The following is an 18,295-nucleotide window of genomic DNA, read 5'->3' as shown; positions in this document are numbered from 1 at the left end:
GAAACATGTTTAAATCGTTTTTGACGCTCAAAGCACTGTCTTAATCTCGATACAACTGTTTAACCTTGAGCCACACAGGAGAGGACTGGCTGCGTATCCAAGGGTGTGATGGCGATTTAAACGTAGCCCTGAGCGAAGTCGTTGGCGTAGCGTGCGCCAAAGCCCAAGGACTGAGGCGGGTCAGCTATGAGTTTTTCAAGCCCCCGTTTTCAAACCTGGGGTTTGATCGACTCCGAGATTACTGACTAGATATCAAAGGCAGATTGTTTAAATATACTACTAGCACTACTTGACAAACGAAAAATACCATAGACTTGAATGGTAAATTTACTATAGACCTAGCAACTACGGTATTTTGGGTATTGCCTAACCAGGATATAAAAATATAGGGTTTTTCAGCTGCGCTCTAGATAGCGATTCTATAGCGCAGTCAGCCCGCCACAAGACATCTAAACAACCTCTTTGGCAATACAGACGTCGAGGTAATAATAGGGTTTTATTAACTGTTTCAACCCCCTAGTTAGCTGAGCAGTAGGTATTAATATCCGCCACTAATTTTGGTTCTGGGGTGGTGGCTTTCTGCAAATTGCTCAAAGCTTCCTCTGCAGCTGAGCGGTCTTGCTTCTTAAAAGCCTCTACAAAGTCGCGAGTCGCCTTACTGGTATTGCGATACATCTTAATAAAACCAGCTTGATAGTCTTGGAGCTGTTCGTCCTTAACTATTATCGATTCCATGTCTTGAGATGCCCCCTCCATAGCATCAGCTGCCTGGAGCATTGCCTCGGGATCGCTTGATTCTCCACCATTAGTCAGGGTTTTAGCTTCTTCAACTGCCTGGTTCGCCACTTCAATAATTTTCTGACATTCAACTTTTTTGCCACTACAGCTAACGGTCAATAAGCTCATGAGTACAGTCACCGGAACAAGGAGGAAGTACCGCGTTGGAAAATGCATTAATGCTCTCCTAATCAGTTTTGGGTACTCTCGTTGTGGTAGCATATTTTTACCATGCTGGAAAGCTTTAGCTTGAATTCCACAACACTCCACTCTTCAATGCACGAGGTTCAGAGTCAGGATAGGGTTAGCACGTGGGTGTAGGCTATTCATCCCCACCGCAAACGACGGATGGGGTATTACGCCCCTCTCAAACTCTTCCCATTTGATAACTCAACGAGATTTCTTAGTTTCGTGGGAATGCTTCAGAGCAATTTATTGTCAATAAACCTGTCAATAAGCCCCAAGAGTTTTGAGGGGTTTTGACCGAAATTTTGGGTCTCAAGCCCCTAGAGACGCGCGCCGAACGAGAGTGGAGCCTTTAAGGTGGGTCGGTCTAGTGCAAAAAGGTGAAAACTTGATAATTAAGGCTCCACTCTCTTACGGTAACTTTAAATCCTTCAACGGACGGCTTTTGATTAAAATGTGATCTAATAAACATGTAGAAAGCGCACAGGTAGGATTCGTCGGTACTGCCAATTTAAAATAACGAGCGTTTTGCGATACTAGTACACGAGGAGCGCGCATACCTCGCCAAAACGCATGGATCTTAACGGATACCGAAACACCAGTAAATAACCTTTTAAGACTAAACGTACCGTGGGGTTAGAAGTTACCGTAAGAAGAGTGGAGCCAAAATCGGCAAAGTTTTAACCCTTTTACCCATAGCCGACTAACCATAAAGGCGACCCTCTGATAAGGTTTCGTCTCCGGCACACGGGAACTAGGGAAACCCAACGCTTAGGGAGATAAGCCCACGCTCGATTAGTTAAATTAGGCTCAATACTTAGTTTTTAAACGGGTATTTGGTTTAAGTACTGCCTTTGCTGGATAACTAATTTAAAGGCGTGTCGTAGAACTAAGAATCCCCGCGCCTTACTGGCAGTGCCAGAGGCTACGCGAACAGGCCGGGGAGTGTCAAAAGTGAAAGTATGGGAAAAAGGGAGTTTAACCTTCTTGTTAACCTACACCCGTTCCCCCACACCCCATACCCAGTCTCAATCGAGAAGCTTGCTGCAGCGATTGAAGCCAGGAAAGTCAATGTTCCCCGGCTTCAATCGCTGTAGCAAGCTGTTGCAAGGTTTGTGTGACTTGCTCAAGCTGTTTTAGAGACTCATTTTGAGTTTCTGCCAAGGTTTGCACCGCATCACTTAGAGCAAAAAGCTGGTAGCCTTGTTGTTGAACTTGCTGCCCTTGGTTTTGTACTTGAATGACAAAGTTATCGACCCGGTCAGCCAGACGGTCTATGGTTTCGGTAGTGGCAAGTACTGCCTCTCCGATTTGTCCAACAATTAATTCCAAACGACTGATGCGGTTTTCCACCGTCAGAGACTCTTGTATGGTAGGAGTCGTGTTGTATGAAGTGTTTCCCATTTGAGCTGGTTTATCCACCGGCAAGGTTTTCAATTCCCTCATCAATATCGGCCATCAATATCGGCCATCAATATCATCGGCGCGAGGCAAACAGGCATGGAGTATGAAGTCTTGCCTAGTCTGCTATTAAATGGGGTTAGATCCAAATATCCCCTCTTAATTCGCCAAGAGTATTCTATGATTATTGGTTGAACTAGCCAAATTTCAACCCCTTTGACAGAAAACGTTTCCTAGTTTGATCGCACTCACACCAATTTCAAAGTGACGCTTTTCAGCCAATGGCAAGTATAATGCCGGTGTTAAGGCAATTCAGACTGGGGTGATTTACCTGTTGAGAGATTCCTCTTGCCTGAGCATGTCCCCCCAATTTGAGGGATGTATGCCTATCAAATTACCACAGTTTATCAATTAGCCGAATACGACTAGCCGGATAGGACGTAATCGTTGTCGGATCAAACTTCCACAACAAACAGCTAACGGTCAAAAACTTACAATGGTATTCACTTATGCAACTACTATTTCTAGTCCTGCTATGGGTAGTGCTTGGATTTTTGCTCGCCAAGCTGCTGCTCGAAATCATCCCTAAACAGTATTTCACCTGGCTTGGGGGTTTTTTGGTTTTTGCCATCATTGTCCTGCTGTTTTTCACCCCAACCAATGCCCTGGTTTCACCGATATGGACAATTCTCTCACTTCCCTTTCAACCCTTGGGCTTAGCACTTCTGCTTTGGTTCCTAGGAGCAATGCGAATTAAAGGTGGCAATATCTCTAACCCAGGACCTACCTTGATTTGGACGGGATTTTTTGTCTTGCTTGTGGCCAGCACCCCTTTTCTATCTAATCGGCTGGCTCAACTTCTCGGGCCTGGAGTCGCTCAAAACCAACCTGCGGTTCAAATGGCCAAAACAATCGGGTGGCAGGAGGAAACCCTCACTGCATTTGTCCCTAATGGGGAATTAATTCAGCTGACTACTAATGCTAGTCCTTTCCCTAGAGACGCTGTGTTGGCTCAACTTGTTCCACCCAATCAAGCCATTGGCATCCAAGCTTTTATCCCTTCTATCGGAGCTCTTGAGCAGACTACCGGGGTAATTAACACCTTCTTTAGCAATATTTACTTCCAACTACGAGGAGGACGAGTTACTGGCACAGAAGTTGAATCGCCGACCACAAGAGATGTTTCTTGAAATATAGACCTTATTTTAACAAAACTCGCTATCCATCCCCACCTTCTTTCAAGGTGGGGATGGATAGCGAGACGACGACTTGTTGCGAATCGTGCTATAATTAATTTGGTCGATGACCCGCCTGACTGACTAAAAGGCTACCTAATAAAAGCTGCGCGTGTAAAAGCAGTAATGGTTTACAAAGTACTAGCAGAGCTCAGGGAAGAGACTTGCCCCAGCTGGTTAGCCATCGAGCTGTAATTCCATGGTAAGTCTGTCGTAAAAGTTATACGTCTGCGGAAGGCGGACGTCTGCCTGTGGACGCTGAGTAAGACCAATTCTAGCGCGGCTTTTTGAGGCATCGGCGGATGAAGCGGGAAACCCTATTGACGAATAAGACCGTCCCTGATTTGAGTTGAGTATGGGAAGCCCCAACCTCAGCGAACGCGCCCCGCGTGGCCTACGGCCAAAGCAGGTTGGGGTACTTCACCGACCCACATCAACCCAATCGGGTATAGTGTGGGTTTATGGTTTCATCGGAGGTAAACCGGTACCACCCTCGGCTCTCACCTTCAGTAAGGGTTGATTATTTATCCTGATCTGCGGTTACCTTGAGGGTAATTACTCCCCGATTTTTGGTGAAAGGTTAAGCCTATAGTAGGGGAATTCTTTAAATATTGTAAGCAGGACGGGAATTGTATAGTATTGTAACATGCTGAATTCCCGTCTGAAAAAACTGCTGCTTTACCTGCGCCCATACTGGCGACAGTCAGCCCTAGGTATTTTTGCCCTCCTTATTGTCAATGGACTTGGTGTTTATATCCCCTTATTGATCAGGGATACTATTGACGAGTTGAGTCAAACCTTGAGCTTCGACCAAGTCGGGAGCTTTGTGCTGCTTATTTTGATACTCACCTCATTGATGTGGGGGATTCGGATGGTTTCGCGCATCCTATTGTTTGGGGTGGGGCGCAAAGTGGAATTTGACCTCAAGCAGCGGATTTTTGGGCATTTGCTGACATTGGAACCAGCCTATTTTTCTCAAAACACCATAGGTGATTTGATTAACCGAGCCACCAGCGATGTGGATAATATTCGGCGTCTATTGGGTTTTGCAGTTTTGAGTCTGGCGAATACGGTGTTTGCCTACGGTTTGACTCTGCCGGTTATGATTGCCATTGATCCGTGGTTGACGTTCTTAGCGCTAGCGGTTTATCCGTTGATGTTGATTATTGTCAAGCTATTTAGTGAGAAACTGCGCAGCCAACAACAAGAAGTCCAGGAGAAACTTTCTAACCTCAGTGAGCTGATTCAGGAAGATATGAGTGGTATCGCCATGATTAAAATCTACGCTCAGGAAGAAAACGAGCGTCGTGCGTTCCATCAGCTCAATCAGCAGCTTTTGGGAGCAAATCTCAATTTGGCAAGAACACGAAACTTTCTGTTTCCAATAATTGAGGCTCTTACTTACCTCAGCTTACTGGTGCTGTTAAGCATTGGTCCTGGTTCCATTGAGTCCGGTGCTATTAGTATTGGTGACTTTGTGGCGCTGATTATTTACACTGAACGTTTAGTCTTCCCCACAGCACTGCTAGGGTTTACCATCACTGCTTATCAACGCGGTGAAGTGAGTATTGATCGTATTGAGTCGATTCTATTGGCTCAGCCTCGGATTACAAATGCCCCAGATTCGGTTAGTCTGCCAACGCCAGTAAGGGGTCAGCTCAAGGCTGTAAACTTGAGTTACACTTACCCCAGCAGCAAAACTCCTGCCCTGAAAAATGTTACCTTCACGATTAATGCCGGTGAGACAGTAGCGATTGTGGGAGCCATTGGTTCTGGAAAATCTACCCTGGCTAATGCCTTGCCTCGTTTGCTGGATATTCAAGCTAGTCAACTGTTTTTGGATGGATATGATACTACTAAGCTGCCCTTGCAGGACTTGCGGAATGCGATCGCATATGTTCCTCAAGACAGCTTCTTGTTCAGCACTAGTATTAAAAACAATATCTGCTACGGTATACCAATTAGCGAATACTCAGAGGTAGAATACGCAGCTTCGCAATCCCAAATTCATCCGGAAATTATGAATTTCCCCCAGCAGTACGAAACAATTGTTGGGGAAAGGGGAATAACCCTCTCTGGCGGGCAGCGACAACGTACTGCTTTAGCTAGAGCTCTGCTGATGGATGCACCAGTGCTGATTCTTGATGATGCCCTTTCCAGTGTGGATAATCAGACAGCAACCCAAATACTGGACAATCTTTCCGAAGGAGTCCAGCGCAAAACTGTAATTTTTATCTCCCATCAACTTTCAGCTGCTGCCAAGGCTGACCGGATTTTAGTAATGGACGCAGGGGAAATTGTCCAAACTGGTTCTCATGGTGAACTTCTACAACAACCCGGTATTTATCGCTTTCTTTGGGAGCAGCACCAATTAGAAGAAGTGTTGCAGTAGAGAAGAAGTGTTGAAGTAGTTATTGAAGAAGTAGTTAACTTACCTAATAGCTAACAGCTTAAAAACGGGACTGGCCGGATTCGAACCGGCGACCTAGCGCTTCAGATTGGTGTGAGTTTCCCCACTCTCTGGACTATACCTTCACCCTAGGATAATACCCATTAAGGATAATACCCCTTAGGTGGTGGCCGTCTAGTCTCTCCACCTTCCTGGATTTAACCTCGACGATTACTCGCACACAGATTCAGGCTTGGCTCGGTATTGCCTTAGAGTACTCAATAAGCTAAATACCCCTTAGGTTTCACCGAATTTGACCACATTCACTCACAGAATTTCTTCCATGGTGCCCGATTTTTCAGGAGGCGCTTGCTCTATCCAGCTGAGCCACAGCCCCAATCGCAATATACCTCTATATTATCACAAAAGCTGTTGATCAAGCATCGATAGCCATACCTGATCAGGGTTGAATACCCCTGTTAACCCAACTGGTAATAGGTAATGGGTAATCGAACCGGATTTTTAAGCAGTTTGTTGCTTGATGCTCTTGCCTAGAAAAGTGGGAACTATAGAACTAATCCCGATTAGCTCCCATATTGGGGAAGAGTATGTTCCGGTCATGGCTAATATTCAGCTAATTAAAAATAATCAATTAAAAATAAGCAGGTGCCAAAAAAAATTGCACATTTACAAAAATTAAAAGCCTTACAATGTAAGGGTGACAGAGATTAAGAGTAGGTAATGAATTTTGTGTAGGTGCTTAACTAATTAATAACTAAGATGACATAAATTTATGCGAGCCCAAGAACATTTGCTGGTGGTTATTCGACATAGATGATGAGCAAGTTAGGTAAGCTTCCCAAATCTCTTCACTATACTATCTGGTTAGGATTACTAACCTTTTTTATAGTGACTATGGTAGTTCCTGCTCTAGCCCATCCTGATCATTCGGTACTGGGGAGTAGACTAAAGGTCGGTGGAAACCAGGAAATCGTTAGTGCTATTTCTAATCCCCAAACCCTTGTGGTACAACCCGCCGACCATAGTTCAGAGTTGCTAGAGCAAGGCAAAACTCTCTATGAAGCCGGACGATTTGCTGAGGCGGCTGCTGTCTGGCAACAGGCAGCTGTTGGTTTTGAGCAACAAGGTGATGAAGTGGGACAAGCTTTGAGCTTGAGCTATCTGTCCTTAGCTGACCAACGATTGGGAAAATGGGAGCAAGCCCAGAGTGCTATTGACCAAAGTTTGAAGATTTTGCAGCGTCCAGAACTTAGGGAGGAAGGGTCAATTTTGGCTCAAGCGCTGACTATTCAGGGAAGTCTCAGAAATGCTATGGGACAAACGGAATCTGCCCTGGAAAGTTGGCAAGACTCAGAAGCTACCTATCAATCTCTAGGAGATGAGGTTGGCATATTGGGTAGCCAGATTAACCAGGCTCAAGCCCTACAAACGATGGGCTTCTACAGGCGATCGCGAAAACTATTAGAAGCTGTCAATGAAAAGCTCCAAGCTCAAGATGATTCCCTGCTTAAAGTCAAGGGATTGCGGAGTTTGGGAGTGGCTTTGCAAGTAGTAGGACATGTACACGAATCCAGGGAAGTTTTAGAGCAAAGTTTGGCCATCGCCCAGAAGTTAGATTCTCCCACCGATACCAGTGACATTCTTTTCAGCTTGGGAAATACTTCCAGAAACTTAAAAGAGCCGGAAACTGCCTTGAAGTATTACCAACAAGTGGTGAGAAAAGCAACTAGCCCACAAATTCAAACTGAAGCCCAACTCAACCAACTCAGCCTTTATCTAGAACTAGACGAGCACAAGAAAGCGATCGCACTATTGCCTGCCATTGAATCTAATCTAGCTCAGCAGCCCCCCAGTCGAACCACAGTCTACGCTGCGGTCAACTTTGCTGAGAGCTTGTCAAAGTTGGCAGCTGCTTCAACTAGACAGTCACAAGGGGTGCCTATACCCATTCAAAAAGCCGCCAAAATTCTGGCACGAGCAGTGCAACAAGCCATGGAATTGGGGGATCCAACAGCTCAAGCTTATGCCATGACTCAGTTAGGTTCATTGTATGAACAAACCCAGCAGTGGTCCGAGGCTTTGAGGTTAACAGAGAATGCTCTACAGATTGCCCAAGGTAATCATGCCTCAGATATTGCTGCTCGTGCCGCTTGGCAACTGGGGAGGCTGCACAAACAGCAGGGGGATATCAACGAAGCGATCGCAGCTTACGATTCAGCGGTCAAAACTCTCCAGTCACTGCGCTCAGACTTAGTCGCTATCAATCCAGATGTCCAATTTTCTTTCACTGAAACTGTTGAACCGATCTATCGAGAGCTAGTCGAATTACTACTGCAACCCTCTGTCACCACCCCTGAGCCAGGAGGGGTATCCCGGGTAAAAGGGTCAGGGGAAATTAGTCAAGACCACCTGAAAAAGGCGATGCAAGTTATTGAATCGCTGCAATTAGCCGAATTAGAGAACTTTTTCCAGGAAGCCTGTTTAAAAGGTCAACCGAGGCAGATCGACCAGATTGACCAGAAAGCGGCAGTTATTTATCCTATTATCTTGCCAGAACGGTTAGAGGTGATCGTTTCTGTGCCAGGACAAGCGCTCCGTCACTACCAAACTTATATACCTCAAGCTGAGCTAGAGCAGTTTTTCCGACGGATGCGACAATCCCTGAATAGAGCTTTTTCTGAGCCAGCACGTCTCAAGCTCTATCAGCAAGCTTATGATTTGCTGATTAGACCTGTAGAATCTGAGTTAGAAGACTACGGCATCACAACTCTAGTATTTGTGCTAGATGGTACTTTGCGGAATTTACCCATGTCCGCTCTTTATGATGGTCAACAGTATCTGATCGAGAAATATAGCATAGCTCTAAGTCCAGGATTGCAGCTTTTAGATCCACGCTCCCTTGAATCGAAACAGATCCAAGCTATAACTGCTGGGCTGAGTGAGGGTCGCCAAGGTTTTAAGCCGTTGCCAGCAGTAAAGCGAGAATTAGAACAGATTTCGTCAAAAATTTCCACAACAGTGCTTTTGAATCAGGAGTTTACTGATAGCAACCTCCAAAACGCCGTTGATGCAAAACCTTTCCCAGTATTGCATCTGGCAACCCACGGTCAGTTTAGTAGTACTGCCGATGAGACGTTTGTTTTAGCCTGGAACGATCGAATTAATGTCCGGCAATTCAATTCACTACTGCGCTCAAGAGAAAGAGAAGACACTAATCCCATTGAATTATTGGTACTCAGTGCTTGTCAAACTGCTAGAGGGGATAATCGTGCCGTCTTGGGGTTAGCTGGAGTAGCAGTACGTTCGGGAGCACGGAGTACCTTAGCCACCCTATGGGCAGTAAGGGATGAATCGACTGCTCAGTTGATGGCTGAATTTTACAAGTATCTGGCTCAAGCAGGTGTAACTAAAGCTGAAGCGTTGCGCCGTGCTCAGTTAGCGCTATTGAAAGGGGAATACAACCATCCTGTCTACTGGGCTCCCTTTGTGTTAGTGGGAAATTGGTTGTAATTGCTCTATCTCTAATCGAAGGACTTTTCAAACACATTATTAGAGGACAATTGGGCATAAAACATACTAGAAATAAAACATAAAACAAACATGAACGCAAACATTAGGCGTTTATATTGAAATTTCTAGCAACCCTCAAAAACAAAAATTAGAAAGCGGCAAATCATCGGCTTTGCTTTCTGTGCCCAGCATGATCATAAAGAAAGTCCTGCAGCAATAGGAAATATTTTATGAAATCAAACAAATTAACCGTGAGATTACCACTTTGTTTTACTTTACTATTCCTAGGAATGACTCTAATCCACAGTTTGCCAAGTCAGGCGGTGATGTTCCAAAATGGGAAGAATCCAGCACCGAAGACGGGAAGGGGAGGAGCTTCCCGGGGTGAAGATATTTGTTTCTCTGACGCTAAAACCACTACTTCATCAGTCACACCGCTGATGCCAGCTACTAATGTGGGCTTAACGGTGGCAGAACGTCCAACTTTGCTGGTATATGTTCCTCAGACTTCAGCTAAAGAAGCTTTTTTAAGTTTCGAGGATGAACAGCGAAACCATCATTACCAGACCTTTATACGTCTGCCTAATCAGCCAGGTGTAATGGCGGTTCAATTACCACCTGAGGCTCGAGCACTCGAGGTCGGTAAGAATTACCAGTGGTCTTTGGTGATGATTTGTGGGGAGTATTTAGAACCAGATAGTCCTGAGGTAACTGGATGGGTTCGTCGAGTTGAAGCCAATTCTACCTTGATGAATCAGAAGACATTAAAAGCCTCACTGAAAAAAGCCTCATTGTTGGCTGAATCAGGGATTTGGGTCGATACTATCTCTACCATGGCTGATTTAAGGCGAGCTGAACCAAAAAATTCAGTCTATCGCTCCCATTGGGAAGAACTGTTAAAATCACAAGGACTAACTGCGATCGCTAACCAGCCGTTGCTTAATAAATAAACTATAAATAACTGAACATCAGACCATCAACTATTATCCTGCAATCCTTGGAAAGCAAGGATTTAACCCTATTTGGATCAAGGGGTTAGTTAGCAGCTGATTTGTGATAACTCCAAAAAATATCGCATCTTAAACCCCTGGTTGAAAACCAGGGGTTTAAGATGGGGCTTAAAACAACTTACGGAATTGATTCCGTCCTATCCTGTCAATAGCTGAACTAAGAAACTCAATCAAGTATAGTTGAGTCAGTTAGCAATTATCCATGACCAATTAGCCTCAATCATTCCACAATTGGGCAAGCTCAATTTTTCTCCCTTTTTTGCTTGTTTTCTCAAGACTGTTACTTAGTCAGGATTTACTGGGAATTCTGTAGGTAAGTTATCGACGGCTTAGTGACTCACCACAAAAGCAGTTCTACCGGTCGATGCTATTCCTGGAATCCTGCCAACCAATAGAAGCGCCTATAGGCTTCTCACCAAGGTTGGTAGAGAACACACCTGACCTAGATTAGAGATTGACTAAGGGGAATGTGGCTTCACTTTAAAGAGCGTTTGAAGCAATGGCGCTTTGTACTGATAATAGCTCCCGTTGTGGCTGCACTGGTCACTGTTTTGGATACGGCAGGATGGTTCCAGCTACTGGAGTGGGCTACCCTGGATCAATTTTTTCGCCTGCGTCCGGTTGAAGACATTGATAATCGCATTGTGATTATCACCATTGATGAATCGGATCTGACTCAACTTGGAGGATGGCCGATTTCTGATGCTGTTTTAGCTGAGTTAATCAAAAAAATTAAAGCATACCGGCCTCAAGCTATAGGTCTGGATATTTATCGCGATTTTCCAGTGGAACCTGGTTATCAGAAGTTGCTTGAGGTGATGAAGTCCACACCAAACTTGATTGGAGTGAAGTCCGTGCTGAGGGATAAAAGAGTTGCACCACCTCCGATCTTAGCACAACGAGATCAAGTTGCTCTAGCCGATTTGGTGCTAGATGGGGATGGTAAAGTAAGGCGAAGCTTGATATCAGCAGCAGATCAATCCGGTCAGGATATACCTACCTTAGGGGTTAGATTGAGCTTGATGTATCTTCAAGCCAAAGGGATCAATCTCAAAAAAATCGATGGGAGGCGCGAGTCTTACCAATTAGGTCAAGCAAGATTTTTCAATCTAACCCAGAAAAATGCTGGTTATCAAGGTGCAGATCTTGGAGGCTACCAAATATTGTTGAATTACCGTGGCACCCAGGAGCGCTTCAATATAGTTTCCATCAGTGATGTTCTGAACAATAGAATTTCGCCGGAGCAGTTGTACAATCGCATTGTTTTGATTGGTATGACTGCACCGAGCCTTAACGACATTTTTCCGACTCCCTATGATAGCAGTGTGACCTCTACCGTTCAGGAAATGGCTGGTGTCGTTATTCATGCTAATATCGCCAGCCAGATGTTGAGTGCAGCACTTGATGGACGACTTCTGCTGCGAGTATGGTCTGTTAACGCACAGGGGCTATGGATTTTTTGCTGTTCGTTGATCGGAGCCGTAGGAAGTTGGCTATTACCAGAGACTAACTGGTTAAGAAAACATCTCCTGAGCAAATTAATTCTGAGTATTTTGATCACAGGGGGCATGATTGTCGGTGGTAGCTATTTAGTCTTTATAACAGGTTGGTGGATTCCTGTAATTTCCCCATTAATGGCTCTAGGTTTATCGGCAATTTTAGGAACTAATACCCACAATCAATGGCAATTGAAACAAGCTAACCAGCAATTGCAAGATTATTCTCGCACTTTGGAGGTCAAAGTTAAAGAGCGCACCCAAGAATTAGAAACAGCCAAAGTAGCTGCTGATGTGGCTAACCAGGCAAAAAGCGAATTTTTGGCTAACATGAGCCATGAACTGCGCACTCCCCTCAATGGAATTTTGGGATACGCTCAAATCCTCAAACGCTCCTCGAATATAAGTAAATCAGACCTGGATGGCATCGGTATTATTCACCAGTGTGGCTCTCATTTGCTTACTTTAATCAATGATATTTTAGACCTATCGAAAATTGAAGCTCGGAAACTAGAGCTGCACAAAAGTGATCTTCATTTTGCTTCCTTCTTGATGGGCGTGGTAGAAATTTGTCGGATTCGTGCCCAGGAAAAAAGTATATCGTTTATTTACCATGCCGATCCTCAGCTTCCAGTGGCAATTTATGGGGATGAAAAACGCCTGCGGCAAGTTTTAATTAATTTACTGGGTAATGCGATTAAATTTACCGATACTGGAAGTGTAACCTTTCAAGTACGTTTAATTGTTTCACCGTTGAATGGTGACCGTTCCCACACAATCAGGTTTCAAATTGAAGATACTGGTGTAGGAATGACTCCAGAACAATTAAAAAAGATTTTTTTGCCGTTTGAGCAGGTAGGAGATACTAAAAAACAGTCAGAAGGTACTGGCTTGGGATTAGCAATTAGTATGAAACTTATCTCCCTAATGGGGAGTGAAATAAAAGTGGAGAGTACCTTAGGTGAGGGAAGTAAGTTTTGGCTAGATTTGGAACTAGCAATTGCTACGGAATCCCTGGAGCAAGAAACAGTCGTATACAGCAGCAATATTGTTGGCATTAAAGGTAAACCTCCAACCACCTTAATAGTGGATGATCATCTCAACAATCGCTCGTTACTCATTAACCTACTAGAGTCGATTGGATTTCGTTGCTTTGAAGCAAGTAATGGTCAAGAAGGTTATCAGCAAGCAACAGAAATTAAGCCCGATTTAATTTTGACAGACATGGTGATGCCAATTATGGATGGATTGGAAATGATCGGTGCTATTAGAAAATCACACCAACTGCCAAATGTAGTGATTATGGTTGTATCTGCTAGTGCCTTTGAAACTGACATAGAAAACAGTATAAAGGCTGGAGCTGATGCATTTTTATCTAAGCCAATTAATATGGATTATCTTTTTAATCAGTTACAAAAATATTTAAAAATTGATTGGGTTTATGAAGCCAATAATCACCTAGAAAGTATAAATACAGAAAATTTACCCCTGGAGACAGATGAAATTTTAGCTCCACCAGCTGAGGTGATTGAAAAGCTATTTGAATTGGCAAAAAGAGGCAATATCCATGGCATAGAGAAAACAGTGGTTGAACTGGAACAGATCGATAAAAAATTTAGTCCTTTTGCCAATGAATTAAGGCAATTAGCAACTAGCTTTCAGGTTAAGCAAATTCGGGAATTTATCAAATCGTTCAGGGGGGAAATCCATGACTATCAATAAAGTTGAGCAAGCCACTATCTTGATCGTTGATGACAATCCCACGAATCTGAAAGTGTTGTCAGAAGCGATCGCAAATTCGGGATGGGAAATCTTGGTAGCAACTGATGGTGAAACGGCTATCGATCAGAGCGAATATGCAAGACCAGATCTGATTTTGTTAGATGTAATGATGCCGGGAATGGATGGTTTTGAAACCTGCCGCCGACTGAAATCTAATCCGGCAACTAATGAAATACCAGTGATTTTTATGACTGCTCTGAATGATACGGTTGATAAAATAAAAGGTTTGTCCCTGGGGGCTGTAGATTACATCACCAAGCCGTTTCAGACTGAAGAAGTGTTAGCCCGTCTCAAGGTGCATTTACAACTGCATTTCCTGACCAAACAACTAGAAGACCAAAATCTGTACTTAGAGGAACGGGTAGCGGAACGCACTGCTGATCTACAACAGGCAAACCAGCAACTGCGAGAATTAGAAGCTCAGCTACGCAAAGCTCTAGCCCAAGAACAAGAATTCAATCATCTGAAATCTCGGATGATCATAGCCATTTCCCATGAGTACCGCACGCCCTTGACCAGCATTCTCTCCAGTTCTGAACTGCTGGAAGCCTACTGCGATAGATGGGATAAATCTAAGCAAAGCCAACATTTTCAACGGATCCGAGAAGCTGTTCAACGGATAACGGACTTAATGGGTAATGTGATGTTCCTTAATAAGGCGGAATTTGAACAACTGGAGTTTCAGCCTACTCCTTTGGATTTAGGAGTATTTGTGCGTGATCTAGTGGATGACATGCAACAGCACTATGGTGAGCAACATCGCCTGATTTTAAACATTGATCAACAGTGTGGGCGACCGTTATTTGATTCTAAGCTGCTACTGCAAATCCTTACCCATCTGATTGACAATGCCATCAAGTATTCCCCTAATGGAGGTAAGGTTTTGATTAAGTTTGCCTGTCAAAATAACCAAGTTATTTTTGAGGTGAGTGATGACGGGATTGGCATTCCGAGGAAAGACCAACATAATCTGTTTAATGCTTTTCATCGAGGCTCGAATGTAGAAAATATTTCTGGTAGTGGACTGGGGTTAGCTATTGTCAAAAAATGTGTCGATATCCATGGCGGGACAATTAGTCTAAACAGTGATGTCAGTGTTGGCACTACCTTTACGGTAATGCTGCCTCGTAGAGTATTAGATGCGGATCAACTGCTCAAGGTAACTCGAAAGTCCATTCCTGATTACCAATCTGGATCACATTTCCTGCACTGAGCCAAAAGGGTTGATGGGAAGTAAGCCGCTGTTGGTCTACAAAAGTACCATTGGAACTACCCACATCAATGATTTGGTAGCGCACTTTGTTCTGAGGCTCTGGAATTTGGAGAATTTGGGCATGGTTGCGAGAACACATCGCATCTTCTAACACTAGGGTGTTCGTGGGTTCTCTACCAATAGTGAAAGGATTAGCAGACAAAACAATGATGGCACCGGATGAACGGTTTACTAAACGCCCCTTGCTTGCTGGGGTAGGATTGGAAAAAAGTACGGTTGGGGCAAGTACTGGTTGATCGCGAATGGGCAGACTGGGTGTGGGGGCTGATTCGTCTGGAATTGTAGCCCTAGGTACTTCCTGATTGACAATGGAGTGTTTAGAGTTAGCTTCTCCACCAGGGAGGATATTGACTTGCTGGATTGGTGGTGGGGAGAGTTCTGGGCGACCAGCATTGGCAATCTGCATTTTTAGAACCGCTTCATGTTCTGCTTCCTGTCGAGCACTCATCCCTTCGACTTGACGAATTATCCCTCGTGTGTTAGGAAAGCTGATGTCACTGACTCGCACATCTTCGATGGAAAAGCCTACGGTATAGTAAACGTCAACATGGTCGAGAATGTATTGTCGGACGTCTACTCGTCCCTGATTGGTTAACTGTTCCATCCTGAGGTGACTAATTGCTACTCCTAAACTATCTTTAACGGCACTAGTTAAGGCAGCAATGGGGTCAGATATTTCTAGGGCAACTCGTTTGGCATCTACGACTTGATACATTACATTCAAAGAGACATTGACAAGATACTGATCGCGGGATAGAAAGTCTCCTTGAGAGGTAATGGGCAAGTGCCGGAGTTTGCTGTCTACTAGGAGCAGTTCACATTTTTCTAGCCAGGGTAGGGCGAAGCTGACATGACGCCCTGGCTTCCATACCCGCACACACCGACCATTTTTGACAAATAAAGCAATATAGCCTGCCCCGATAAAGTCCATGCTCCACCCTGCCCAACGCTCTGGGGTCAGGGTTTGAATGAGTGGGGGTGAGTTACCAGACATTAGATTTTGTTTAGAGGAGTGATGGGAGTAGTGCTTGTTTTAGCATTCCGCCGACAGGATGCTCCGATGGAATGCTGCCTGATCAATGGCGAGATGAATGTCGGACAGGGATTTACCGGAACCGGCTGAATCTATTATAACGGTTTGTACTTGAGTACAATACATCGGGTTGTATAGAAGAGGGAAGATGCCTTTACCCTGGCTTTTACATAAAATGCCTGATAATTTACTAGCAAATGTTAATGGTAGTTCAAAAAATGCGATCAAAGCTAATGGAGATAGACACAATCTTTTTAAAAAAATTGTTGGCTAGATGGATTAGTGTTTGTTTTGTTGGGTTTCATGATTGAAATACTCTTGTTTGCTTTCACTGCAATTACTTACTCATTTAGTATGGCGTTTACCTAAACCGATTGAGCATAAAAAAAATCAGATTTTTAAACACATGATAAAAATATTGTGGATAATAAGTTATAGTAAAAATTTAGCTTAAATCAGGTTTGAAATATAAATTATTCAACACTTATAGCATCTTTCAAAAAACCAATTACTGACTTAATCAACCATGCTGGCAAATCTTACGTATTTCTTCTTCTTCTGGATGAGTAGCAAGGTAATTTGTGAGCCAGTCGCAACCCAGCCTAATTAAATCATCTAGGTCTAGATCCAAATTCCATAGTTTGAGAGTGTTATCCTCACTGGCAGAAGCTAAGGTCTTGCCATCGGGGCTGAAACTAATGCTGTTGACCCAACCGCTATGACCTTCAAGGGTTTGCAGCTCGGTTCCATCTGCTACCTTCCAAAGTTTCACGGTGCGGTGATTACTGGCAGAAGCAAGAATCTTGCCATTGGGGCTGAAACTTACACTGGTGACATTATCCAGATGACTGTTGAGGGTTTGTGGCTCAGTGGTCTCTAAATTCCACAGCTTCACTATAGTATCATCACCACCGGAAGCCAAACTCTTACCATTGGGACTAAAACTTACACTTGTACTCCAACTACTATGAGCTTCAAGGGTTTGCACTAGAGTGCCATTTTCGACATTCCAAAGCCTGACATTGCCGTCGGAACTAGCAGAAGCTATGGTTTTGCCATTAGGACTGAAACTGATGCTGGTAACCAGTAGATATCCCAGAGGTGAATTAGCTTCAGCAAAGGCGATGGTCGAGGGTTTGTAGCAGGGTACCATCTTCTACCTGCCATAGCTTCACGGTTTTGTCAGAGCTGGCAGAAGGTGACATACTCCCACACTGACTCTGCTCTTACAGAGCCGCTTCGCGAACGAGTTCAGTGTGGGCTTCTTACCAACTCCAGCCATCGCTATCGGCTTTCGCCGACGCTGCGCGAACGGATACACGGTAAGCTTTATTAACGACACGGTCAGAAGTTACCGCAAGAAGAGTGGAGCCAAAATGGTTAGCAGGCTATGCATAACAGGGTTAAAACTTTATGATTAAGGCGACCCTCTGATAAGGTTTCCTCTCCGGGATGCCCCTCCGCGCCGGAACAATAAATAAGTTCTATTTTTTAATTAGTAGGTGGCGGTTAGCTCTTAATTTGTCTTCCCTACTTCTTTTATTATAGACGATCTTCAATCGTAATTGTTCCCTATTACATAAATATCTTGTGCAAAATTCATCCCACACCTAATGCGCAGCATAGGTGTGGGGCTTCTTTTGCCGGACAGCTAAAATTCTACCAACCCCCTCCGGGGAAGCTAGGCTAACGGGACTGAAACTGACGCTTCTGACCAAACTGCGATGTCCTTCCAGGGTTTGTAGCAGTTTACCATCTTCTACCTGCCATAGCTTCACAGTTTTGTCAGAGCTGCCAGAAGCAAGTAGCTTACCATCGGGACTGAAACTGACATTTCTAACATCCCCCCCATGTGCTTCGATGGTTTGTGGTTCAGTGCTGTTTAACACCCAGAGCTTGATAGTGTTGTCCTGACTAGCGGAGGCCAAGGTCTGACCATCTGGACTAAAACTAACACTCCAGACTCGGCTGCGATCAGCTTTAAGGGTTTGCGGTTCGATGGTTGCTGGCTCTAAGTCTTTTAAATCTTCTAGATTCCATAGCTTTACTGTGTTATCGGAACCAGCCGAAGCCAGGATTCTACCATTCGGGTTGAAACTAACACTCCAGACAGGACTGCGATGACCCTCAAGGGTTTGCAAGAGAGTGCCATTTGCCACACTCCAGAGCTTGATAGTGTTGT

At 44.3% G+C, this 18,295-nt stretch carries 13 protein-coding genes; 7 read left to right on the top strand and 6 right to left on the bottom strand.

Going from position 1 to position 18,295, the window contains the following annotated elements:
- Positions 1 to 65: 65 nt before the first annotated feature.
- Positions 66 to 245, top strand: a complete 180-nt coding sequence (locus tag BJP34_RS48160; protein WP_229424159.1) for a hypothetical protein — start codon at positions 66 to 68, stop codon at positions 243 to 245.
- 271 nt (positions 246 to 516) lie between these two features.
- On the opposite strand, the gene BJP34_RS33800 is transcribed toward BJP34_RS48160, so the two are convergent.
- Together BJP34_RS33800 and BJP34_RS33795 are read right to left on the bottom strand one after the other, a co-directional pair.
- On the bottom strand, positions 517 to 918 hold the full coding sequence (locus BJP34_RS33800; RefSeq protein ID WP_229424158.1) for a hypothetical protein: 402 nt from the start codon (positions 916 to 918) through the stop codon (positions 517 to 519).
- A 1,113-nt stretch (positions 919 to 2,031) separates the two neighbouring features.
- A complete protein-coding gene (locus BJP34_RS33795; RefSeq protein ID WP_229424157.1) occupies positions 2,032 to 2,409 on the bottom strand; it encodes a hypothetical protein in 378 nt (125 codons plus the stop codon).
- Positions 2,410 to 2,873: 464 nt separating this feature from the next.
- On the opposite strand from BJP34_RS33795, the gene BJP34_RS33790 reads away from it, so the two are divergent.
- The 6 genes from BJP34_RS33790 to BJP34_RS33765 all read left to right on the top strand — a co-directional run bounded on the left by BJP34_RS33790 (position 2,874) and on the right by BJP34_RS33765 (position 15,020).
- Positions 2,874 to 3,554 (top strand): hypothetical protein, encoded by a 681-nt coding sequence (locus BJP34_RS33790; RefSeq protein WP_070396115.1) that lies wholly within the window; start codon positions 2,874 to 2,876, stop codon positions 3,552 to 3,554.
- Positions 3,555 to 4,245: 691 nt separating this feature from the next.
- Positions 4,246 to 5,991 carry an ABC transporter ATP-binding protein gene (locus tag BJP34_RS33785; RefSeq protein WP_070396114.1) on the top strand — a complete coding sequence of 582 codons (1,746 nt, stop codon included), beginning with the start codon at positions 4,246 to 4,248 and terminating at the stop codon, positions 5,989 to 5,991.
- An 831-nt stretch (positions 5,992 to 6,822) separates the two neighbouring features.
- The gene (locus BJP34_RS33780; RefSeq protein WP_229424156.1) at positions 6,823 to 9,519 is read left to right on the top strand and encodes a CHAT domain-containing protein; all 2,697 of its coding nucleotides are present in this window, start codon (positions 6,823 to 6,825) and stop codon (positions 9,517 to 9,519) included.
- Between the two features lie 251 nt (positions 9,520 to 9,770).
- Positions 9,771 to 10,469, top strand: coding sequence for a DUF928 domain-containing protein (locus BJP34_RS33775; protein ID WP_229424155.1), 699 nt, complete (start codon positions 9,771 to 9,773; stop codon positions 10,467 to 10,469).
- A 527-nt stretch (positions 10,470 to 10,996) separates the two neighbouring features.
- Complete coding sequence (locus BJP34_RS33770) at positions 10,997 to 13,747, top strand: CHASE2 domain-containing protein (protein ID WP_070396112.1); 2,751 nt, start codon at positions 10,997 to 10,999, stop codon at positions 13,745 to 13,747.
- A complete protein-coding gene (locus BJP34_RS33765; RefSeq protein WP_070396111.1) occupies positions 13,734 to 15,020 on the top strand; it encodes a hybrid sensor histidine kinase/response regulator in 1,287 nt (428 codons plus the stop codon). The genes BJP34_RS33770 and BJP34_RS33765 overlap by 14 nt, the downstream gene beginning before the upstream one ends.
- Here BJP34_RS33765 and BJP34_RS33760 read toward each other — a convergent pair.
- The 4 genes from BJP34_RS33760 to BJP34_RS50625 form a co-directional block, all read right to left on the bottom strand.
- Complete coding sequence (locus BJP34_RS33760; protein ID WP_070396110.1) at positions 14,962 to 16,074, bottom strand: FHA domain-containing protein; 1,113 nt, start codon at positions 16,072 to 16,074, stop codon at positions 14,962 to 14,964. The genes BJP34_RS33765 and BJP34_RS33760 overlap by 59 nt on opposite strands.
- 39 nt (positions 16,075 to 16,113) lie before the next feature.
- Positions 16,114 to 16,362, bottom strand: a complete 249-nt coding sequence (locus BJP34_RS41725) for a hypothetical protein (protein WP_149031330.1) — start codon at positions 16,360 to 16,362, stop codon at positions 16,114 to 16,116.
- Between the two features lie 271 nt (positions 16,363 to 16,633).
- Entirely contained in the window at positions 16,634 to 17,266 is a 633-nt protein-coding gene (locus BJP34_RS33755) for a WD40 repeat domain-containing protein (protein WP_070396109.1), read from the bottom strand.
- A gap of 457 nt (positions 17,267 to 17,723) precedes the next feature.
- The gene (locus BJP34_RS50625; protein ID WP_418904180.1) at positions 17,724 to 18,272 is read right to left on the bottom strand and encodes a WD40 repeat domain-containing protein; all 549 of its coding nucleotides are present in this window, start codon (positions 18,270 to 18,272) and stop codon (positions 17,724 to 17,726) included.
- Positions 18,273 to 18,295: the final 23 nt, after the last annotated feature.

This window comes from Moorena producens PAL-8-15-08-1 (assembly GCF_001767235.1).
GTDB lineage: Bacteria > Cyanobacteriota > Cyanobacteriia > Cyanobacteriales > Coleofasciculaceae > Moorena > Moorena producens_A.
The sequence above is the reverse complement of the archived record's forward strand: the minus strand, read 5'-3'. Positions and strand labels throughout refer to the sequence as shown.